General features: G+C 40.0%; 18 protein-coding genes and 1 pseudogene. 7 read left to right on the forward strand and 12 right to left on the reverse strand.

The genetic code is table 11. From position 1 onward, the window contains the following. Nucleotides 1-222 precede the first annotated feature (222 nt). Nucleotides 223-426 (forward strand): hypothetical protein, encoded by a 204-nt coding sequence (locus tag ECA1_RS13405; RefSeq protein ID WP_005232004.1) that lies wholly within the window; start codon nt 223-225, stop codon nt 424-426. Between the two features lie 196 nt (nt 427-622). Here ECA1_RS13405 and ECA1_RS13410 read toward each other — a convergent pair whose 3' ends face one another. After that, nucleotides 623-2,113, reverse strand: coding sequence for an AcpB/EbpR/MafR family transcriptional regulator (locus ECA1_RS13410; protein WP_060792746.1), 1,491 nt, complete (start codon nt 2,111-2,113; stop codon nt 623-625). Nucleotides 2,114-2,291: 178 nt separating this feature from the next. Between ECA1_RS13410 and ECA1_RS13415 the strand changes: the two genes are divergently transcribed. Further along, nucleotides 2,292-2,867 carry a recombinase family protein gene (locus ECA1_RS13415; RefSeq protein WP_060792747.1) on the forward strand — a complete coding sequence of 192 codons (576 nt, stop codon included), beginning with the start codon at nt 2,292-2,294 and terminating at the stop codon, nt 2,865-2,867. A 217-nt stretch (nt 2,868-3,084) separates the two neighbouring features. Here ECA1_RS13415 and ECA1_RS13420 read toward each other — a convergent pair whose 3' ends face one another. From ECA1_RS13420 to ECA1_RS17915, 4 genes are read right to left on the reverse strand one after another with little or no spacing between them, the layout of a single operon-like run. Then, nucleotides 3,085-4,308 carry a PTS transporter subunit EIIC gene (locus ECA1_RS13420; protein ID WP_236596085.1) on the reverse strand — a complete coding sequence of 408 codons (1,224 nt, stop codon included), beginning with the start codon at nt 4,306-4,308 and terminating at the stop codon, nt 3,085-3,087. Then, complete coding sequence (locus ECA1_RS17905; RefSeq protein ID WP_236596086.1) at nt 4,293-4,481, reverse strand: hypothetical protein; 189 nt, start codon at nt 4,479-4,481, stop codon at nt 4,293-4,295. Before ECA1_RS17905 ends, ECA1_RS13420 begins: the two co-directional genes overlap by 16 nt. 39 nt (nt 4,482-4,520) lie before the next feature. Then, entirely contained in the window at nt 4,521-5,279 is a 759-nt protein-coding gene (locus ECA1_RS17910; protein ID WP_236596087.1) for a beta-xylosidase family glycoside hydrolase, read from the reverse strand. Nucleotides 5,280-5,318: 39 nt separating this feature from the next. Then, the gene (locus tag ECA1_RS17915) at nt 5,319-6,125 is read right to left on the reverse strand and encodes a glycoside hydrolase family 43 protein (protein ID WP_236596088.1); all 807 of its coding nucleotides are present in this window, start codon (nt 6,123-6,125) and stop codon (nt 5,319-5,321) included. A 127-nt stretch (nt 6,126-6,252) separates the two neighbouring features. On the opposite strand from ECA1_RS17915, the gene ECA1_RS13430 reads away from it, so the two are divergent. Next, nucleotides 6,253-7,143, forward strand: coding sequence for an AraC family transcriptional regulator (locus tag ECA1_RS13430; protein WP_060792748.1), 891 nt, complete (start codon nt 6,253-6,255; stop codon nt 7,141-7,143). 122 nt (nt 7,144-7,265) lie between these two features. On the opposite strand, the gene ECA1_RS13435 is transcribed toward ECA1_RS13430, so the two are convergent. After that, nucleotides 7,266-10,538, reverse strand: coding sequence for a bacterial Ig-like domain-containing protein (locus tag ECA1_RS13435; protein ID WP_236596089.1), 3,273 nt, complete (start codon nt 10,536-10,538; stop codon nt 7,266-7,268). A 267-nt stretch (nt 10,539-10,805) separates the two neighbouring features. Between ECA1_RS13435 and ECA1_RS13440 the strand changes: the two genes are divergently transcribed. The 3 genes from ECA1_RS13440 to ECA1_RS17570 all read left to right on the forward strand — a co-directional run bounded on the left by ECA1_RS13440 (nt 10,806) and on the right by ECA1_RS17570 (nt 14,289). Beyond that, nucleotides 10,806-12,311 carry an AcpB/EbpR/MafR family transcriptional regulator gene (locus tag ECA1_RS13440; protein ID WP_060792749.1) on the forward strand — a complete coding sequence of 502 codons (1,506 nt, stop codon included), beginning with the start codon at nt 10,806-10,808 and terminating at the stop codon, nt 12,309-12,311. Between the two features lie 459 nt (nt 12,312-12,770). Beyond that, entirely contained in the window at nt 12,771-13,646 is an 876-nt protein-coding gene (locus ECA1_RS13445) for a LysR family transcriptional regulator (protein WP_060792750.1), read from the forward strand. Between the two features lie 490 nt (nt 13,647-14,136). Continuing rightward, nucleotides 14,137-14,289, forward strand: coding sequence for a hypothetical protein (locus ECA1_RS17570; RefSeq protein WP_010748814.1), 153 nt, complete (start codon nt 14,137-14,139; stop codon nt 14,287-14,289). A 51-nt stretch (nt 14,290-14,340) separates the two neighbouring features. Here the strand turns inward: ECA1_RS17570 and ECA1_RS13450 are convergent, their stop codons facing one another. The 4 genes and pseudogenes from ECA1_RS13450 to ECA1_RS13465 all read right to left on the reverse strand — a co-directional run bounded on the left by ECA1_RS13450 (nt 14,341) and on the right by ECA1_RS13465 (nt 17,417). Then, nucleotides 14,341-14,874, reverse strand: a complete 534-nt coding sequence (locus ECA1_RS13450) for an IbrB-like domain-containing protein (protein ID WP_005227576.1) — start codon at nt 14,872-14,874, stop codon at nt 14,341-14,343. Then, nucleotides 14,801-15,292, reverse strand: a complete 492-nt coding sequence (locus tag ECA1_RS13455) for a hypothetical protein (protein ID WP_005227570.1) — start codon at nt 15,290-15,292, stop codon at nt 14,801-14,803. Before ECA1_RS13455 ends, ECA1_RS13450 begins: the two co-directional genes overlap by 74 nt. Nucleotides 15,293-15,328: 36 nt before the next feature. Further along, a pseudogene (locus tag ECA1_RS13460) lies at nt 15,329-16,635 on the reverse strand (DUF3440 domain-containing protein). A 323-nt stretch (nt 16,636-16,958) separates the two neighbouring features. Continuing rightward, nucleotides 16,959-17,417 (reverse strand): hypothetical protein, encoded by a 459-nt coding sequence (locus ECA1_RS13465; RefSeq protein ID WP_015508979.1) that lies wholly within the window; start codon nt 17,415-17,417, stop codon nt 16,959-16,961. A 959-nt stretch (nt 17,418-18,376) separates the two neighbouring features. Between ECA1_RS13465 and ECA1_RS13470 the strand changes: the two genes are divergently transcribed. Then, entirely contained in the window at nt 18,377-18,565 is a 189-nt protein-coding gene (locus ECA1_RS13470) for a hypothetical protein (RefSeq protein WP_005227564.1), read from the forward strand. Between the two features lie 415 nt (nt 18,566-18,980). Here ECA1_RS13470 and ECA1_RS13475 read toward each other — a convergent pair whose 3' ends face one another. Further along, complete coding sequence (locus ECA1_RS13475; RefSeq protein WP_060792751.1) at nt 18,981-19,907, reverse strand: LacI family DNA-binding transcriptional regulator; 927 nt, start codon at nt 19,905-19,907, stop codon at nt 18,981-18,983. A gap of 230 nt (nt 19,908-20,137) precedes the next feature. Continuing rightward, nucleotides 20,138-22,501 (reverse strand): HAD-IC family P-type ATPase, encoded by a 2,364-nt coding sequence (locus ECA1_RS13480; protein WP_060792752.1) that lies wholly within the window; start codon nt 22,499-22,501, stop codon nt 20,138-20,140. Nucleotides 22,502-22,654 lie beyond the last annotated feature (153 nt).

Here is a 22,654-nt window from a genome sequence, read left to right on the forward strand (position 1 = left end):
ACAGATGCATTGTTAACAACAGTTCCCTTCAACAAAATGCTTCTTTCCTATAAAAAATGTCCGAAAAAAAGCAAAATAAAAGAAATTCCTTGTAATTTTACACATCTTCTAAAAAAATTCATTTTTCTTTGGTATACTAAATATAGATCTGCGTATCATTAGATTTACGTTGCCCGTTAGTGAAGTTTCAGGCAACGTTTCTTTATGGGGGATAGATAAAAAATGGAAGAGAAAAAGATTTTTGAGAAGCGGTGGTTATTAGCTACCAGTGAACAACGAGAGAAATACCATGCCTTGATTGCCTCTTACCCTTCAATCGAATGGACATTTAAAGAAAAAAGCTACCTTTTATGGCTTTGTCAGTTAGATAGTGATACGTTCAAAACCTTTGAAGCGATTTTTGATAAACTAGTAAATGCCAACTAATTATTTTCGCGTAGGCTGTTCTTTCACCAAAACAACCCAATCTTTTGGTATTCAGGAACAGTGGGCATATTTTCAGATAACTCCCTTTTTTATTAAATAAACGAATAAAAGCCGCACCCGTCGATCGTGACGGTTGCGGCTTTTCTCTTTGCTTTATCCACCCATGTCTTCGTCATGTTGTGTTGCAACACGTGTATCAGGTTGTGGGAACGTTTAACGCTTGCCCTAACTGAGGATCGATTTTTTCAATCACTCTTAGCCAATCTTGATGATCGGGGATTGCTTTGAGTAAAAGAGAATCAGTCGATAAGATGAACTCTGATAAATATTCACTATAATTCGTGACCACAAGATCAATGGCGTTTTCCTTCAAATAATCGCTCGTCAATTCATTGATTTTTGGAAAGAATACCCGATGGTCGTTGCCGACATAACGCAAGAAGCGCGCACGAATCGTGTGACAGGCATAGAGATCACCTTCTATTATCAACGCGATCCGTTTGACTTTTTGTGCATAAAGCTCCCTGATTGCTTCACTGTAAAGGGTCAGTGCGGCACAAATATCTGAAAGATACTCCTGTTTGATTCCTAGAATCGCTTGGTGCTGCTTCATAAATGCCAGATTTTTTTGATAAGCAGCAGAACCATGCTTTTGCGCTTCATTTTTTACTTCTGTTAGCAAGTGATTTAAAACGGGCGCCAGCTGCTCATTGATTTTCTTTGACAGAAAAAAGGCGTGGATCATCGTCTGGACCTGGTGAGGCTCTTGAAAGGGAATGCCCCATTCTTGCACGAAGCGCTGACTCAGTTCTTCGAGTTCAGGATACAGCCCAAACGCTGCAACGAATTGCTGCTCTTTTTCAGGCTCGGTCAAAGTCCGTTTCATCACGGTCACTAAATAAAGCCACATCATTTCTTGTTGCGGTAGTCTTACTCGGTATAGCGATTCGATTTTAGGCGCTAAGTTCTTCATTACGGCAAACGCCTCATGCGTTTCGACGATTGCTGCCAACGATCGAGGAATCTGAACAGTCTTTCCCAGTTGATAGCGCTTGATCGCAATATACAAACTATAATAAAAATCACTCGGAGAAACGCCTGTATTCACCAGCGCTGTGGGAATTTTTGAGAAGGCATCACTGACTAACGCGATCAGTTCTTTGGGGGGCAAGAGCGTATGCGGGGTGACATCTGATTCATAATAAAAATCTTTAAAAAACTTGCGAATATTGGCTTCTGATCCACTCAAATTGACCGGTTGCAAGATCCACTCCAAATGATACTTTCGTAACGTCGCAGAAGCGGTATTCAAATAACGACGCATCGTACTTTCTGATACATACAAGCGCTGCGCCCACTCTTCAACCGAACAGAATTCCCCGTGGAAAATGGCTTCCACGATTTGATACATGCCTTCTTCTGCAACAAGCTCCTTTTTTTGAGACAAGTATCTTTTCGGATCAGTTTCCCTAAAATGATAGCCATTGGCTTCAAGAGTAAATTCCGCTGCCTCCTGCAGATAGGTTTTCAATTCCTTGATGTCAGAGCTGATCGTCCGTTGGGTCACATCAAGTTTGTTGGCTAAACTTGCGATGGAACAAGTCCGTTCTCGCTCAAAGGTATTTAACATTTGAAGCCATCGAACGGTCGTTTTGTTTAGCATAAAATTTAACTGCAATTCTCTCATTTTGCCCTCCGTGTTTCTCCTTCACCGACTGGTTTCTTTTCTATAGTACAATATTTGCGTCTATAAAAAAACCTTCCTATTTCCCAAATTTACTTAAGTTGGTGTTAGAATATGTACTTAAGTGAACAAACAGGGTATTCTCTATGTAGACTCTTTTTGTGCAACTGGAGGAATTTGTATGACAAATATGGTTTATGGATACGCCCGTGTATCCACAAGACAACAGGATCTCTCTCGTCAATTGGATTTACTTGACCGGTATGAATGCAACAAAATTTATACTGAAAAGATCAGTGGTGTACGCGCAAATCGTCCTGAATTAAATAAACTAAAAAAACGAGTGAAAGAAAACGATAAAATCATTATTGAAAGTTTCTCGCGGCTAGGAAGAAGTACCAAAGACCTGATTGATCTCGTCTACTTTTTTGAAAAGAAAGGTGTAAAAGTCATCAGTATCAAAGAAAATTTTGATACACAAACCCCTCAAGGAAAATTAATGATGACTGTTTTCCAAGCCTTCAGCCAATTCGAACGAGACATCATCGTTGAACGGACCAAAGAAGGCTTAGAATCCGCACGTGCTAGAGGAAATATTGGCGGTCGTCCACGAATCGATCCCGCACTGATCCAACACGCATTGCACCTTTATCAAAAGGAAGGAAAAGCCGTTGTGGATATCTGTGCCCAAACAGGCTTAAAGCGCTCGACTTTTTATCGCTATCTTAGTCTGGAGAAGGATGAGGTCATTTTTTGAAACAGTAGATTCATCTAGTTTTTCTAGTTCGAGCACTCAAAAGTATAAAACATATGTATTGACTAATAAAAACACAGGGAGAGCTAGAACACCACTCTCTTCCTGTGTTTTTCGATTAATAATAGTTATTTACCCTATTTCAAATATCATTGCCATTCTATACAATCATCTATAGCTATCTATTATTTTCGAATAATAACTGAACAAACAATAATTATTATCGCAGGGCATCTAGTATTTCATCATAACGATCACTATCTAAAAATTCATCCACTGATTGAAAATGAGCATTTGGTGCTGCCTTTCTCGCACTTTCTTGAAGCTCTTTCTGGGTGATAACTAATGACGTTTCATCTGCGGATAAGTCACGAATCGCAACGTTTGTTACCTCAATATCGTAACCTAACTCTTGGATTTTTTTTCGAACAATTGCTGCCCCCATTGCTGAAGAACCCATACCTGCATCACAAGCAAAGATAATTCTCTTTATTGAAAAGTCTTTTATCAGTTTTCCTTTTTGCTTCATTTTTTTTGTCTTTTCTTCTGCAAGGATAAATTCGTCATTGTTATTATCCAATGCTCGATTAGTTAATTTGTGAATTACTGCAGCTCCGACAAAGGTGACCACAGTTGCAACAACGATCGCAAGCAAAATACCAAAGTGGCTACCTCGGGGAGTCACAGCCATGAAGGCAAAGATAGATCCGGGGGAAGCTGGTGAAATCATCCCCGCTCCAGTAATCATCAATGTTGCGACACCACTCATTCCTCCTAATATAGCTGGAATCAGCAGCAATGGGTTCATCAATACATACGGAAAGAAAATTTCTGCAATTCCTCCAAAAAAATGAATAACAATTGCTCCAGGAGCAGTTTTCTTAGCAGTTCCTTTTCCAAAAACCACATAAGATAACAAAATACCTAACCCGACTCCCGGATTGTCAATTGCAAACATCATTGAGCGACCATTTTCAGCTACTTGCTCTAATCCTATTGGTGCAAAAACACCAAAATTAATTGCATTATTTAAAAATAAAACTTTTGCTGGTTCCATAAAAATACTTACTAAGGGTAAAAGATGATGTTCAACGAGTAAATTTACCGCATCAGTCATCATATAATTCAACGTATTAAATATTGGACCTACTATCACATACCCAATGACTGTCAAAATAGCCGCATATATGCCTCCACTAAAATTTTTGACAAGCATTTCGAAACCAGTTTTTACCTTATCTTCATAAAGGTAATCTATCTTTTTCATCCCCCAGGCACTAATTGGACCTACTATCATTGCATCTAGGAACATCGTAACATCAGCTCCGACGATCAACCCCATAGTTACCATTGAAGCTACTACCGCACCACGTGTACCATAAACCTGCTTTCCTCCTGTATAAGCTACCAGTATCGGTAGCAGATAGTTCAGTGTAGGTGGCACGATTTCATTAAATTTTCATTTGGAAGCCAACCTGTAGGAATAAATAGTGCCGCTAACAGTCCCCAAGCTATAAAGGCTAGTATATTCGGCATAATCATTCCACTTAAAAATGACCCCATTTTCTGAAGTTTTACTCGAACTCCAGCACTTGATACTAAATTTGCATTTTTCATCTTTTTCTCCTTTATATAAAATTTATAGTTATTTGTTTATCACATTGAATCTTGATAAATAAAATATTCAAAGACAGCTTTTTTCCTCATCCCTGTTAAATCGTTACAATGAACACCAATAAAAGCTCCAGTAAAAGCACTTCCTGTAGGTCCTAAGAATGGTTTTGCAATGTAATCATCTGAAAGTTTGTAAGTATCAAATGTTACAGCAAGCTCTTCCCAGTTTTCGCCATCCAATGAATAGAAAAATTGATAGAAAAGAGAATTAACTTTAACTCGTAAATACACACTACCTCTATCAGGTAAGGCGACAGGATCTCTCAATGGCCAACTAAGTTTCGCCCCTTCACATTTTAAAATTGTTAAAATTTTACCCAATTGCTCGTCATAAGTTACCTGTAGTGAAGTCCAATTCTTGCTATTGTAGTAACATACCAGACCAGCACTTTGTTGGTAATAAGTAGGGGAAAAATCTACCACAGTTTCAGCTAAAAAATCTATAGATTCAAATCTACGAGCTAGTAAAGATTGTTCAAAGACGGAATACAGGGATTCCTGTCCATACAAAGTCAATCCTTGTTTTGTTATCTTACCCATTTTTTTATTAAACGGAATTCTTAATGTTTGAAATTCTAAAGGAATACCAGCAGAGAAGTTAGTTCTCTGAGACTTATTAGGCCAAGGGTGCTCTGGTAAATTTGGCATCGGCACGTATTTTGGGGCAACTTTCCCATCAGTCAATACTGGCCAATCATCCGCTGTCCATTCAATTTTTGCTATCGCAGATTCACGCCCCAAAGTACAAAATCCTCTTTCTTCAAATAATCCTTTTCCCTTTCATTTAATGGGCCGGCTTGCTAAATAAGTGATATACCATTCCTCACTATCCGTTTTGATTAATGACGCATGACCTGTTTTCTGCAAATAATTTTCTGGAGAATACCAAGCGGTCATAATAGGATTATCAGGATGTACCTGATACGGTCCAAACAATGATTTTGAACGAGCAACAGTTACCGAATGTCCCCACTGAGAGCCGCCCTCAGCTGTAAATAAATAATAATAATCATTTATAAAATAAATATGTGGACCTTCTGTTTTCTCTAAATTTGTTCCTTTAAAAATAATTTTAGGTTTCCCTATCATTTGTTCTTTCCGTTCATCATATTCCTGAATAGCTATTCCGTAATTCCAAGGATGATAATTTCTAAAATCATAAACCATATTCAATAAATACTTTTTACCGTTATTATCATGAAAAAGTGAGGGATCAAATCCACTAGCATTTAGAAATACCGGCTCGCTCCATGGGCCTTGGATATCATCAGCAGATATCAAGTAGTTACGTACATCTTTAAAAGCTCTATGTTCGCGCATAATTGAATATACCAACCAGAACTTTTTGTCTTTGTACGTTAAGCACGGAGCCCAGACACCTCCACTATCTGGAATACCTATCATATCCAATTGACTTATCCTATTTAACGGTTGGACAATTAAACGCCAGTTTTTTAAATCTTTTGATTCGTAAATTTGTACACCTGGAAACCACTCAAAAGTCGATGTTGCAATATAATAAGTATTCCCCCTTTTGCAAATTGATGGATCTGGGTTAAACCCTTTTAATATTGGATTTTGGATCAATAAAATCAGTCCTTAAAATTTTTCGAAACCACTTTCATGTAGGTTCTATTTAAAGTATACTTTTATTAATAAATTTGGAAATGAGTTTTACAACGTTAATTTTACCAAAAAACACGGAGATTAAATTATGAAAAAGAGCTTATACAATCATTTAGAGTTTCTACCGAATTTAGATACAAGCGTCCGTTTCTTCTCAGCACATACTCAAAAAGTTCCTTATGGCTGGTCTAGCTATTTAGATTCGCATAATGCTTTTGAAATTCTGCTTGTTTTATCAGGAAAGCAAAAAACTACAATCAATCAAAAAAAATATATAGTGAATGAAGGTGACATATTAATTATCCCTCCGGGTATGCTCCACCTAAATGCTTGTTGCTCCGAGGAAGGATTACGCTACTTTACAGCTCATTTCGATATTGACGAACCCATATTGCGATATGTATTAATGAAGAATATTCCTTTGATATTTGAGAAACACACAGCTGAAAACACTACATTACAAGTCATTATCAACGATTGGATCGATCTCTATGATAAAGCACCTAGCTTTTCACTTTCTGATAAAATCTTAACCATTCAAATTTTAACTAGACTGATTTTCGAACTTATTAAATTTACTGAACTTGATCCAAAAAAAAATGCGAACATTCAAACTCTGAGTATTGCTAGAAGTATTGCAGAAGTTATCCACCATAACTTTCATCATTTTTTTGAAAGAAAGAATACCGAAAAAATCGATATCTTGATAAAAAAAATTTATTCTGAGGCGAATGTTTCCCCAAGCTATGGTCTTGAAGCTTTTAAAAAAATTTACGGCATTTCACCAAAAAATTATCTAGATTCTCTTAAACTAAAAGAAGCAAAGAGATTATTAACTATCCCTGATATTACAATTGAAAGTATCTCGGAAAGATTGGGCTACTCACATACAGCACATTTTAGTCGTCAATTAAAAAAATGGGTAGGTGTTTCGCCAAACACGTATCGGAAAACAAATATTGCAATTTTTTTGTCATAAATAATTGTTTAATAGCAAAAAGGAGTAGAGTACCAGCCAATTTACTGATATTCCACTCCTTTATTGTATTTTTCTATTTAGACTTTTCTTTACCCTTTACTAATTGTCCAAATATGAAATTATCACCAATGCTTAGTGTAAAATTTTCTTCGGAAATAAAAACCGGAGAAACCGAGTCCTACTAGGAAAAGACCACAAAAGACAATTGGAAAACTAGGTTCTTCTCCTGTATTTGGTAGCTCTTTATCAACTTTACTATTCTTTTGTTTCACTAAATTGTTTTGATCATTTAGATTACTATTGCGCGATGATTGTTTGGTTGATGCTTTTTTGTCTAAATCATCATCTTTTTTTACAGGTTCTTCATTATTGGGATTTGGGCCAGAGGCTTCTGGGAGTTGTAAAGCTGGTTTCTCACTTGGTAACAACTCATCTGGATTTTCATCTAAATTTGATTGAACCACGATAATCGCTTTAACTGTCAAAGAACCATAATGATAAGTAACTTTGTATCTCCCAACTGTATCGGTGTTCACTGTGCCGTTGACTTCTACTTCTGAAAAGGCTACTTCTTTGCCATCACGATCGATGGCAGAATCAATGTTTGTTTCTGGTAGCCATTCATCGCCTTGCTTGATCGTTGAATCGTGAACTTTCAGGGACGTTTGATCCGCTTTGACGGTGATAGTGGCTTTGCTTTCTATTCCGTGATAGTTGTAAGTGACCTCATACTTGCCTGCTTGGGTTGTATCTGCTTTGCCTGTAACAGTGATATCCCCAAATTCAACAGGTTTACCATCTCGATCCGTTGCACTATCGAAGTTGTCCTTGGCTGTCCAATTTTCCCCTGTGTACAACTCGCTATTGTGGACTTTGACTGTGGTTTGATCGGCTTTGACGGTGATAATGGCTTTACTTTCTACGCCGTGATAGCTGTAAGTGACCTCGTACTTGCCTGCTTTTGTTGTGTCCACTTTGCCTGTAACGATGATATCCCCAAAATCAACAGGTTTACCATCCCGATCCGTTGCGCTGTCAAAGTTGTCTTTGGCTGTCCAGTTTTCTCCTGTGTACAACTCGCTATCTTGGACTTTAACTGTCGTTTGATCCGCCTTGACGGTAACAAGGGCTTTGCTTTCTACACCGTGATAGCTGTAAATGACCTCGTATTCACCAGCTTTTGTTGTATCTCCTTTGCCTGTAACAGTGATATCCCCAAAATCAACAGGTTTACCATCCCGATCCGTTGCGCTGTCAAAGTTGTCTTTGGCTGTCCAGTTTTCTCCTGTGTACAACTCGCTATCGTGAACTTTAACTGTCGTTTGATCGGCTTTGACGGTGATAATGGCTTTGTTCTCTACGCCATGATAGCTGTAAATGACCTCATACTTGCCTGCTTGCGTTATATCGACAGTCCCTGTGACAGTGATATCCCCAAAATCAACAGGTTTACCATCTCGATCCGTTGCACTATCGAGGTTGTCCTTGGCTGTCCAATTTTCCCCTGTGTACAACTCGCTATTGTGGACTTTGACTGTGGTTTGATCCGCTTTGACGTTGATCACGGCTTTGTTTTCTACGCCATGATAGCTGTAAATGACCTCATACTTGCCTGCTTGCGTTGTATCGACAGTCCCTGTGACAGTGATATCCCCAAAATCAACAGGTTTACCATCTCGATCCGTTGCACTATCGAAGTTGTCCTTGGCTGTCCAATTTCCCCCTGTGTACAACTCGCTATTGTGGACTTTGACTGTGGTTTGATCGGCTTTGACGGTGATAATGGCTTTGCTTTCGATTCCGTGATAGCTGTAAGTGACCACGTATTCACCAGCTTTTGTTGTATCTCCTTTGCCTGTAACAGTGATATCCCCAAAAGCAACAGGTTTACCATCCCGATTCGTTGCGCTGTCAAAGTTGTCTTTGGCAGTCCAGTTTTCCCCTGTGTACAACTCGCTATCGTGAACTTTAACTGTCGTTTGATCCGCTTTGACGGTGATAATGGCTTTGCTTTCTATCCCATCATAACGATACACTACCTCATAGGTCCCCGCTTTCTTGGTATCCACGCTTCCGTCAACGCTCACATCGGCAAAAGCAACTGGATGGTTGTCCCGATCGACGGCTTGGTCGAAGTTATCTTCTGGTGACCAATTTTCGCCGACGTACAACGAAGAATCGTGAACAGTAATCGCAGTGAATCGAGGTTTGACGAGGATCGTTGCCTCTTTGCTTACATTGTTTAAGTGGTAGCTGATTGTATAAGTACCCGCTTGACTAGTATCGACTTGCCCAGACACACTGCCGCCCTCAGCGAGGAAATCCTCGTAAGTCAGTATTTTTCCTTCTTTTGAGACTGCTTGTTCAAAATTATCCGCGGCTTTCCATGTATCTCGTTCATAAACCGTGGTATCTTTCACGGATAGCGCTGTGAAGTCCGTTGGTGCTTTTTGATAGACGTAGGTCACTGTCGCTTCGCCTCGAGGAAAATTCCCTTTGGCATTCGTCGGTAGTTGATTGGTATCAAGAACGTACCCTGGAATTTCTGGAATAAACGCACTTGTAGAGACATTATAGGATTCATTGGTGCTATTATGGATGGTTTGAGAAGGATAGATTTCCATCCCTGATTCATCCACATATTTAACCGTCAAATGGCTATTCGTAAAGCGAACATTATATGTCGCCGTAAACAAAAGGTTTCCGTTAACGTCGGTATATTCTAAAACCGCTGTTAGACCGTAATAGTTGATCGTAAAACCTGTGAAGCTTGTCCAAGATATATTTAATTGATTGGTACCAGTCACTTCACTTGTATACCATAGCCCCACCAGCATGTATACCTTATCCGTTTTGTAGACATAAAAATCTTCTGTCAACTGCGGGTCTTGGTATAGTGTTTGGTGTGCGTATTTTTCTGGGATTGGTAAATCCAAAACCAGTGCTTTATACTTGATCGGATCATACTCTACAGTCAGATCGTAGTTGAAACTCTCGATACTCTTCGTTGATTCTGCAGCGAAAGGTTGACTATCCGTAGATTCTACATTGGTTTCAGCAGATGGGGCAGTAGCTGAAATTTGAGTTTTTTCTGCAGTATCAGCTGCGTTAGATTGATTTGTTTCTGGGTTTGAAGTGGTGGTCACCACTTCACTTGCGGTTGTTTCGGAAGATACGACGTCAGCATTTCCTTCTTGGGAATTTGTCTTTTCTCCTGTGTCCATGCTTCCTGTTGAATCTGTCAGCAAGGGAACGGTGGAGTCTATTGATGGTGTTTGCTGCTCTGTTTGTTGTGTTTCTGTTGCCTGAGCGATCGGCCATGTGCTTGGAAAGGTTGTCCCTAAAATCAGCATCCCTACTAAAGCGCTCTTACTTATAACTACGCGTTTTTTCATTTTCATTTTTTCTCCTTTTTCTTTTCCCCAACGTTATTCACACTTATCTTTGGACCAATCTATCCAAGCGTTTTAGGTCTGCAACTGGCAAAGTTGTTTTTTCTAAAAAAGCTGTTTTCAATGACTGCTTCACACTCGATGAAACATGCGGCGCACCATTAACATGAAATCCGCCAATTTTCAAGGGATAAGACTTCTTGATTGGCGCAGAGTATTATATAATTTACTTAAAACGAGCGTAATTTCAATGGATAGGTGGTGACTTCAATGTTAGAAAATTTATCTATCAACTTGCATCGCGACAAAGCATTTTCTCGACAAGTAAAAATCTTACAAGTGCTAAATGCTGCACCGACAGGGTATCATCCACAAGAATTAGCGACATTACTAGGGCTATCTTTGCCTACAGTTACCAAAGAGCTGAGTATTTTAAGTGACAGTTTGCCAAAAGAACTGGTCAAGATCACACTCTCAGAAACGAACATCGTCTCGATCGCTTATGCGCCGAACGCTTCCATCAATTCTGCCATCCAATACCTGGGGATGGAAACGCTGGAGTTTAAAATCATGACGAGTATTATTGATAATAAAAAATACTCTATTCACCGAGCAACGATTGAATTCGGTTATTCTCGCAGTCATCTTTTACGGACGATCAGCTACATGAACAAGTCGTTGCAAACCTATTCTGTAACTATTGCCACGAATCATCTTGACTTTATTGGTACCGAAGCGGACATCCGATTTTGTCTGTTCGTCTTTTTTTCTGCTTATGGCGATAGCACGATTTTAGATAAGGATAGTCCAGCGGATGCCCGCCTGCTGGTCCAAAAAGCCAAGGAAGCCAACACGAAAGATTTGCATTACAGCCATTACCGACTTGCTCTGTGGCTAAGTATCGCCAAGCGTAGGTGGCGCTATTCTTACTTTTTGACCTTGCCGCCGTCTTTAGAACGCAATCTATTGGAGAAAGAACGCTTCGCTATTTTCTCAGAAATATTAAACGAACATTACTTGAAAAAATACCGAATCATCCACTTGCCGCAACAAGAACTGCTTTGGATCTTTGTCAATGCGCTCCATTGTCTTTCCTATAGTACGATGGACATCAACGGCGAAAGCGATGCGGATTACATTTTTCACCATACAGAAAGACCAAAAATTATTGCAGAAGCGGCTGCCTTTTTAGAGAAATCTGGCGTCGCTATTCCACCTGCAGCTGCCCACAAGATCATCGCTTATCTCGTAAATCTTCGCCTGCTGACGATGATTTCTGCCAATTATGAGTTTGCTGATCCGCAGATCAAAGCCTTTGTTGAAACAACATTCAAGACGGATTACCTTGCTTGGAATGAGTGGTTGAAACCCTTCAACGATCAAAGCCGCTTCTTTTCCTTTACTCACTTGGAACATATCGCAGTCACATTGACTTTGTTAAGCGTGTTAGCGCCTAATCCCCAGCTGAAAAAACACCTCAAAGTAGCCTTTGCTTTTCAAGGCGGTGCTGGATTAGATGCTTTCTTAGCCGCATCAACGGAATTATTTAAAAACGACCATACAGAAATCAGTTACTTTTTTGAAGTGGCTCCTGATGAACAAGAATTGATCCATCGGGAAATAGATTTGATCGTCAGCAATTTTGACTTGCATCTGAAAAGCAACACCAAATTTCAGCAACTACGCATTTCAAACGTCCCCACCCTTTCGGACTGGACGATCATCCACAAAACGATTGAACAGCTGATTCAGCCAAGAATCACACCGATTCGTTGACCTAAGGAAACTGACGGCCTTCTTGAAGGAAGCGCCGCCAGTTTTTCATTGCGCGGTTTGCTATTTTGACCCTTTCCTAAGTATCCATTTTTCTTTTCTCTTAGCGTGTCTATTTTTTTCACATCAGAAAAAAATCAGACCTTTTTTGCAAGATTCCTCTCCTAATAAACGCTTTTCCATTCAAGCGCAGCGGAGAAAGCCACTGTCTTGTTTTTATGTGCTGTTCGTAATCCCTGAAAAGTTGGCCTGCTTCGTGGATTTTTTAATAAATGAAATTTTAGCGGATATCCTTAGCCCCAACTGTGAGAAGCGTTATTTAAAAAGCAAAGAAACATACGGTCATAACAGACTGCATGTTTTAAATAACTTTTGTATCTAATTTTTTTATTTACTAGAAAAAAAAGAAATTTTCTCCCCGCTCCTTTTTTGTATAATAGGTAAAAAGAGAGGGGAACAAACGTGGATTTTATCAAGGAGCTGCAATCCTTCAAAACAATCGTCGAGGAAGGTACGTTTACTAGAGCTGCCGCCAAACTAAACTATGCCCAGTCGACCGTTACGAACCATATCAAAAAGTTAGAAGACGAATTAGAAGTAGCGTTATTTTTGGAAGGAAAAAGCAATGTATTGACCTTGGAAGGCGAATTGTTGAAACAGGAAGTACCCGAACTGATTGCCCACTGGGAGCGGGTCAAAGAACAGTTGATCAATGCTTCCCATACGGTCGAGTATTCGTTGCGTATGGGCATCCTTCAACCGTATGACATTTTGGTTTTGCCTGCACTGCTTCACGATTTTTCGCAGCACTATCCAAAAATAAACTTCGAGATCATCGTGGGCTCAACACTGGAATTAGCCAATGCACTAAATGAAAACCGAATTGATTTCGCCTTATGCTCACTTCCTCACGAGAAACATTTTGCCTACGAGGAATTGTTTCAAGAAGAGCTTTGCTGCATTACCTCAATCTCAAACCCATTAGTCATCAATAAGCTAGCCGACCTTGAAGGGAGCCATCTCTATCGTTCCAAGTCTGACTGTCCAGCTCGCACAAAAATTGAAAGCTATCTTGACAATCAGGTTCCTTCGATCCATTGGGAGTCTGTCAGCAATATCAGTACGATTCCTTACTTGATCGAACGAACTGGATACTGCAGTCTGATCCCTCGTTCCATCATTGAGCAAACTCATGCTCGAGTAAAAATCGTCTCGCTTCCTTTGCCTGATCCCCACATGTCGATCGGCTTATTGTCAAAACATCCACTGATGCTTTCTCCCAGCATCACAAAAAATTTTGTCATCGAGCTTAAAATGCGCTTACTATCTTTGTTATAAAACGGTTTTAATCCGCATTGATTTTTATGCAATGATGCTTTTTCCGGAAAAATAATGTCAGTCATTTTGTAAACCTCATCACAGCGAGAAACAAAAGAGCTACACCAATTCTTTACGTTTTAAAGACGTGGTGCAGCAAGGTTTTTGAATTCGCTTACGGTTATAAAGTTACAAGATAGTATCTTTTCTCTCGATTCGATTTTTTGTTATCATTTTACTTTTTTTATGCAACCTGATACGATTATTCATGTAAACCGAAGAAAAATCAGAAAACATGTCGTTATTCTTAACATTTCCGATTTTTTCTCCGATTGTAAAAAATAGAAACGTTTTTTCATTATTTATAAAGTATACTCAATTTTGAAGCGACGAGTTCTCAAGAAACTGAGGCTTGTACCCCGCAGGGCAAAGTCTTTGGGTAGTTATTGCTCAAGGAAGCTGTTTTTGCAATTGTCAGAAAAAATAGACGATGAGAAAAGGAGGAAAAACCATGTTTATCATTGAAGCGATCTTCAGCTTTCTAAGAGACGCATTAGGTGTGATCCTAGCTATTCTCTTAGGGACGCTTTGCTTGTCGATGGTGGTCAATTTGATCGTTATCGTTGTAAAAAACACCTATTCAAAATTTAAAAAGAATTATTAACGAATCGCTATCTTCTAATAGATAGCTTTTTTAAATAGTTTTTTCAACCTCTCAGGTCTCTTTTTTGCCTTTGTAATATCTTTTTTCAAACTCAATCCAAGACTTGCTGAATTCATGGTTAGAAAAGGCACTTTTCAAACCTGAACGCTGCTTAAAGCGAAAGACCTCTTCGCGGTCCATCCCCAATTCCTTGGCAATTCGTTCATCCGACCACTCGTTAGCCACCAACTGCTGCACGATATTTCCCATCTTCTCGATGCCATGGGTACCACGTGCTCGATTGTGGCGAATCGTTGAAGCGATGCGATTCTCAAAAGGCTTATCGATCACCGTGACCGGAACGCTTGGCAATTCCAAGCGATCTTTTGCTACGATGTACCGATGAAACCCATCGATCAAAATATACTTGTCTTGCTCCTTATCGTGGTAACAAACCAATGGCTGCGTAAAGCCATCTTCTCGAATCGACAGTTCCAGTAAATCCATTTCTGGAGCAGCCACGGTGTTGGGATTATACGTATTCGCGTGAATCTTGCTGACTGGGATCAGCTTCGCCGCTAACACTGGAAAATCGATATCGCTCATGAGGTACTACACTCCTTTTTAGAAATGAATAATTTTTTGTTTGGCGATAGACCGCAAACCCTTTTGACTCCAAAAGGGCAATTTCACTAGGCTGGTTACTAGAAGCGAGAATCTCTGCTTCTGGGTAGTTGCGGCTGATATCCACCAGCATTTTCCGTAAAAGAAACTTTTTAAATTGAGCGGCTGGATCTTTTTCATAAAATTCCCCTAGCTCCACTTTGTTGGCGCCTTTTTCATAATAAGAAAAAGCAGTCACCCGTTTTTCGTCATCAAGAATCACGTACCAGTAGCAGTTCTCATCATTGACCAAGTACGGAAATTGCTGCTGATACACCCGTTCTGCAAAAAAAGCCCCCATCAATTGATAGAATTGGCTTTTCTTATACGGTGGAAAAAATAAAACCAATCGTTCGTTCACAAAACCCTTCCTCTCTAAGGACGCACTCGTCCATCGTTAGGTGATTTTTTTCGTTAAATACTCGTATTTGGCATTCAATTTTTTTAACTGATACTTGGGTAAATGCTCGATCCCCAAAGCCGCCCCAAAATCGACCGCCAACTCATACAATTCAGACTCATCTTTTTTCGTCAAACTATATTGTCGCGTACTCAAAGAAAAATCATTTTTTTCTAACGCACGAGCGATCCCTTTCCAGTCATGCCAGAGTACTTCGTTTTTCAGCCAGTCCTTACGTTTGGTCACATCGGGTATATCTTCCACTTCGATCCCGTGCTTTTCTCGATAATGATCAATCAAAATCGTGATTTTGCGGTAATAATGATCCTGTAATTTCTTTGAATAAAGTCCAATTGATTCCAGTAAAAAGACCGCATACTCTTGCCAAGTCATATGACTGGGCTTTCTCGTATTGTAATGCGCCAGCAATCCTGTCTGGGCATACAAGCGACCAAAATTGGCTCCTGACACACGATTTACGACGCGTTCCCACGTTTCCGGTTCCACCAAAGCATATTGGTACAAGCCTTTACGTTGCTGCATACCGTAAGGCTGACAGATCCGCATTTGATGGATCGGAACGCCATGATCATACAACTTTTCATAAAAGCCATTGATCGGCCAGTCAAAATGGGCATAGGCTCCCCACACATCTTCGGTCTTCCAATCATAGATTGGGTAAAAATTAACGACCATTGAATCTGCTACTTGCCGTTTGATCCAGCATTGCTTCCGAAAGTTATACTTTTGCGATGTGATCGATCGATACCGATACAGACTTTCCTGGGTCCGTATCCCCACACCACAAGCAACCGGCTCAAACTGATGATAGCTTGCGTACCAATGAGCAAAGTTTCGTAAGAACTTATCAGGGTTCATATTTGCACTCTGATAGATTTCCATCAATGATTCATCCAAATCAGCAAGTGAAATCGCATCTTTGGGCATCGGCTGTACCCACTTCTCACGTTCTTGTTCATCCCACATCAGCCATTGTGGCTGAAAGACGCTGGTATTGTTGTCCTCGTAAAAGGGCAAACAGAAGTGGAAGGTTTGATTGATACTTGGTAACGCTTTGATTTTTTCCATGAACGTTCTCGTAGCATCATAATTTGCCTCGATATCTAAAATCAGCAGATCAAAGGTTTTCTTTTTTTCTGTGCGACTTGGTCAGCCAACTGGATCATGGCCCCGCTATCTTTTCCACCACTGAAAGAGAAATACACATGGGGAAACGTATCAAAAATATATTCCAAACGCGTCATCGCCGCTTCTAGCACATTTTCCTTACAATATTTCTTCATAAAAGCTCATGTCCTCATTTTATTTGTCCTTTTTTTGAATAAGTATTACATTCTAGTATAAAGTTTCACTTGGCTTCTTACAAGGACTTAAGGGAGATTTCCCTGTTATTTCATACAGCGACATGTTGAAATACGCGCGCTCAGTATCAGATAATGAGTCAACTACAGGCTAAAAAAAGCAGAGATATCAATTTTTTAAACTTCATAATCGCTTCTTGCTACTGATACATCTGCTCTTTTTTGAATCACAAAAAGATAGCCTGTTTTTTCTATGATTTAGCTAATAGAAAGCAATACCATCAACCTGATTATCCGTTCATTCATCACATGTACTTAATTTTCCATAACAGTGAAATTTCTTTGCTGAGGTCTTTGAGCTTCATAGCCTTTTGGATATTTTCAGACATCTTCTTGTAATTACTGATTTTTTCTTCTTTGGGCAGCAGTACATATTCTCGCTTGATTGCTTCAAACTTGTCTTCATGATCGATCACCAGAAGTTGCGTGATCAGATCATGGGCGATCCACCGATGATAGGAATTTTTGTGGGTATGCAGTGCCCAGATCCGTTCCCACTCATCATAAATCAGCTCAGGGTTTTTAGTGGCTACTTCTTTAATAATCAAATAACTATTAAAATACTCATTGATATGATTTTGACCATCAACGACATTCTCCACTAGCTTCTCCCTTACCTTTCGATCATCGATCGCCGTTTGCACAAACGGTTGGGGATCAAACGATGTTGTCTGAAAATGACGCGCGATTTCTTGGTAGTCCATGCTTTCACCTTCTTTAAATGATTGATTTGCAGCAATTGCTATTTTTTTATCCATATCATCATTTTAACAGAATCTTCGTACGAAAAAAGCGCTTTTTTGATTGCTTTTACGTTCCTTAAACGTTGGTCTCCTGTACCATTAGAAAGTGATCGTTCGTTGGCGCGCATTTTTCCCGGCAATATCCAATTTAAAATCGATCAAAAGAAACAGGGAAATCCCTCAATGAAAAGAAGGATTGTAGTCTTTCATCCAATTCTTCATTGAGTTCTGACATTCGTTTCTTTGTAGTTTGTGATTTCTTATTCCATCGTATTCTTGACCTTGCGTCTGCAAAAGAGCGCCTGTACTAATAATTTTCTCAATGAAGAATGTGATAAAAATGACATAAAAAAGGAAGTCCCCTGACGGGACTTCCTGAGTTTCGTTTCTTCAAAAACTATTTCACGCATAGCTGCGAGATGCTGGATCACGCGTCCTTTCTCCGAATACCTCGGTCGGTAGGCATTTTGATCCATTGTTCGGGTGGACGTTTTCTGATTTTTTTTGGTGCAAACATCAGTTGAACCGTTCTTTTGACAAAGTTATTTCGGTATACGTTTTCCATAACTTGCACGCCCTTTTCAATTGAATTAGGAAGTGGTGACGCCGATCGTTCTTCCTACCTTTATTATAAGCGTGAAGACGGGACAAAACAAACAATATAGCTGGGAATTTCTGGCTTTTTTTCCCTCAACTTTGTAGTCGATCGCTCGCTAAATTGGTATGATCCTTTGAATAATATTCAACTAGCCATCGTATATTTATTGAAAAAACAAATGAAAAATTACAGAAAAGGTTGATTTCCACTCGAATAAACAGCCGAAAAGACGAGTTTTTGAATGAAAAATCGTTTCACTTTACTTTTTCTTAAATTTTAATTATTATTCTTTTGAAATAAGATTAATGAAGGAGATAAAAACATGGAAAAATACCAAGTGTTCCCTGGTCAAAACTATCAGGCAAATGTTATTGGCTTTACCGGTTTACAAGAAGTTAGTGTGATTCATGTTTACGAAAATACTGCGACTGTTCTAATCAAAGAAACAGCTGAAACAGGTGTTGCGAAATTATGTAATTTTCTAGTGGGTGCAACACAATTAGTTAGTTGATGCTTTGTAATTAATCAAAACATGATGGAGCAATTTGCCATCCAGCATGTTGTAGGAAATCGCTCCAGAGAAACTCGTCTGTGAGATTGCCTTTTTCCTATTCATCAATTACAGTAGTATTTTTATTTATCTACTCAATATCTCTCTACTTTATATATAAATAGTGTTAGAATGAACAAAAGGAAACGTATCAGGCTTCCCCCAAGAGAATCTTCCCCAAGTACTCTTGTCTGATACGTTTCCTATTTTTGTGGCGAAAAAGCCACAGACCAATGGTAGCCCTTTACTCTGTGAAAAGCAAGCTTTCAAAATAAATTTTTTCTTTATTTTTTTATTTTATCTCTACAATTCCCCTTTAATAAGCAGGCAAAAACACACCTCTCGACAAAAAGGTGTGTTCTTTTTATAACAATGATTATTCACGAATAATAAGTTCGTAAGGCAGAATGATCTGCTCTTGTTTTCTTTCTTGAAACAAGCGAAAGGCTTCTTTGCCGCACTGATCCAGATGAAACTCAACGGAAGAAAAGTGCAGCATTTGACTGATGAGCAGGTTTTCTTGTCCAATAACGATGGGTGCTGTCCCGTGAGGGTATTGATTTAAGATCATCGCTGCGATCTCGTCCCCATTTGTGATCACCCCATCGATTCCTCGTTCCTTAAAAAATGCAGCTGCGGGAATCCCATCTTGTGCTTTGATACAATCCCAATAAATATCTGCTTCAGAAAAATTAGGAAACAGCTCCTTGGCTTTTGCGATCGTGTTGACTGAATTGCAGCTGAGGCGTTTGCTACGCCCTAGCGTCAGTCCCAAGCGTTTTACGCCTTGTTCTTTCAAATACTTGATACTGGCTGTCACAGAGCCGACCAAGTCGATCGCCACGAAAGGAACGGCAGTACCGGTTGAATTTTCACAAAAAACAATCGGTCCTTTTTCCATGTAGGGATAAAATGTCTCGATATGATTTGCGCGGGTGATGACGATCAAGCCGTCAAATCCCTTTGCAGCGAATTCTTCTAGATATTCTAGCTCCAGCTTCCGATCAAAATTGGTCGGAAGCAACGTCACCTTGTATTTTTGGGCAAAGGCTTCTTCCATGATGCCATTTAAAATTCCATCAAAGAAGGCGTGATTGACAAACGGTACGATGACTCCAATATTATAGGTTTTCCCCGAGCTAAGTTTTTGGGCGATTTTATTCGGTTTGTAATCCAGTTCTTCCATCACCGCCAAAATCGCTGCTCGCTTTTGCTCATCAACATAAGGATGGCCATTGATCACACGAGAGACCGTCGTGATCGAAAAACCAGTCATTTTTGCTATATCGCGAATCGTTGCCATTTCTTTCATTCCTATCTGATTGTTTTGCTAATGACCTAAGTCTACCATAGAAAATTAGTTGTTCCACTTTCGACAATTTTCTGAAAAGGTCTCTTGGTTGATTGTACGGTATGAAACGAGTTTCATAGCAAGACTTAGACTCCTTGAAAAGAAAAGAAATTTATTTTAAATCAAAAACTGACTGCCTAGCACGCTGCAAACGCTGCTTAAGCAATCAGTTTTTCTATTATTTACTGAATCATTTCTTTTGATAAACTTTTACGTTTCTTCGTATACCTTCGCATCAGCAGCTCGATGCCCTTATCCGCAAAGCGTTGCATGTAGGCGGAAAAATTCAACAAGGCAATCAAGAGAATGAGGTTGAGATAGCTGGTATTGCCTAGGTTAAAGAGGTCGCGACCGACGATCAAAGCAGCAAAGTACAAGATCTGAGTGCTGAAAAAAATCATCGTTCGATAGCTGTTGATCGCTGGATAGACTTTTTTCTGGATCAAGCGATAGTTCCAAGCAGTAAAAATAATGCTCATGATCGATAGAGCTTTACTGCTGCTGTTGAACCAATAACCAAAGTTGATGATCAGCAAAGTTCCTACCGTAATCGTCAAGGCTGTTGGAAAAGCATTTTTGAAAATCGTCGTCATAAAGTCCCCTTTGATCCGATTGAAGTCTGGTTCAAAGTTTAAAAAGAAGGTCGGAATGCCGACAAAGCAGGCATTGATAATCGTTAATTGGATCGGCTCAAAAGGATAGGTCGTTCCTGATAACAACGTCCCCATGGTGATCATGATGGAGAATAAGACTTGCACTAGCACCAATGAACCTGAGCGGGTAATGTTATTGATCACTCGGCGGCCTTCATCCATGACCGATGGCAAAGCATCAAATTGATTTTCCAAAAGAACCAGATTTGACACTTGACGCGCAGCATCAACACCAGAAGCCATTGCAATCGAGCAGTCGGCTTCTTTTAGCGCCAAAACATCGTTGACGCCATCGCCAGTCATCGCGACAGTATGCCCTTGTTCTTTCAAGTAGAGCACCATTTCTTTCTTTTGTTGCGGCGTCACTCGACCAAAAATCTGATAGTTGCTGACAGCTTCTTTTAATTCGGTCGCAGTTAATTTTGACACATCGATAAAATCAGCTGCCCCTGGTAGATTGACTTTTTTCGCGATTTGACTGACTGTCACTGGATCATCGCCAGAGATGATCTTGCATTGGATTGCCTGTGAACGAAAATACTCCAAGGTCTCTTTGGCATCTTCACGAATCGTGTCTGACAGTAAATAAAAGCCCAGCGGTTCAATATCCGTCGGCAGTCCTGCCTCCTCATAGCCTTGCGTACTGTGAGCCAAAACGATCACTCGGTAGCCTTCTTCTGCCAGCTGCCTTTCCTGTTTTAAGACAGCTTCATGGTTGGTTCCTAGTAAAATCGACGCAGCTCCGATGAAATAAGTGCCTTGTCCTTCAAACGTGACGCAACTGAATTTACGATCTGATGAAAAAGGGACGACTTGCTGCATCTGGTACGTCGTTTTTTCTGGGAAAAAGGTTCGCAGCGCCATTGCCGTTGGGTTCTGATCGGGTAGCTGCGCCATTAAGTTACCAGTGATTTCTGCCAACGGTGTTTCTGAATGAAAGGAAATCGTCTTTTCCACTGTCATCTTGCCTTCGGTGATCGTGCCCGTTTTATCTAAGCAAAGAACATCGACCCGTGCCAAGGCATCAATGCAGTTCAATTCCTGCACCATCACTTTTTTGCGCGCCAGATAGACGGCACTGATGGTCAACGTGACACTCGTCAATAAAAACAAACCTTCGGGGAACATTCCCACAGCTGCCGCCACCGTCCGTAAGATGGCGGTGTTGAAAGTTGCATGAGAGAAATAGAACTGTTTAACGAACAAGAGGGTACATAACGGGACCAAAATCAGACTGATCCAACGAATGATTTTGTTTAAACTGCCTTGGATCAAGTATTTTTGTCGTTTGATGGTTTTGGCTTCTTTGTTGATTTTTGCGATATAGTTGTCAGCGCCTACGTGGATTACTTGGCATAACGCTTCGCCAGCAGTGATAAAACTACCAGAAAACAACTCGTCTGTCGGCTGCTTGTAGATCGTATCCATTTCACCAGTCAGCAAGGATTCATTGACTTCTAAAGCCCCTTGAATGACTTTGGCATCCGTCGGCACTTGATCCCCGCTTTTCAGTCGTAACACATCGTCCATTACGAGCTTGTGGATCGGCAAGTTCTCCAGCTTGCCATCCCGATAAACATCGGCTTTGGCAACTTTTAGCAGTGCCAGCTTATCCAGCGTTCGTTTGGAACGAACTTCTTGAAAGAGATTGATGATCACATTGCTGAAGACAACAAAGACGAACAAGCCGTTTTGATAAGAACCCGTCAAACAGACGAGAAAGAATAGGACACAGTTGATCAAATTGAAAAAGGTAAAGATATTGGTAAAAAGGATTTTCGGGTACGTATTCGTCGTATCCTTTTTTGTCTTATTGACTTGACCGCTCTGCACCCGCGCCTTGACTTCTCCTGACGTCAAGCCAATGGTTTGGTTGTTTTCGATGATCCTCACCCTTTCTATTCTTAGTCATTTACTTTTATTTTGCTGAATATTCAGCAAACTTGCATCAGACTTGGGAATGGTTTTGTGTTTTTTCTATAAACCCAATTGGCGTCGATTGCGTAAGATACGCCATCGACACCCCGCTTTTTTTCTGTAAAAAAA

This window comes from Enterococcus casseliflavus NBRC 100478, from assembly GCF_001544095.1.
Taxonomy (GTDB): Bacteria; Bacillota; Bacilli; order Lactobacillales; family Enterococcaceae; genus Enterococcus_D; species Enterococcus_D casseliflavus.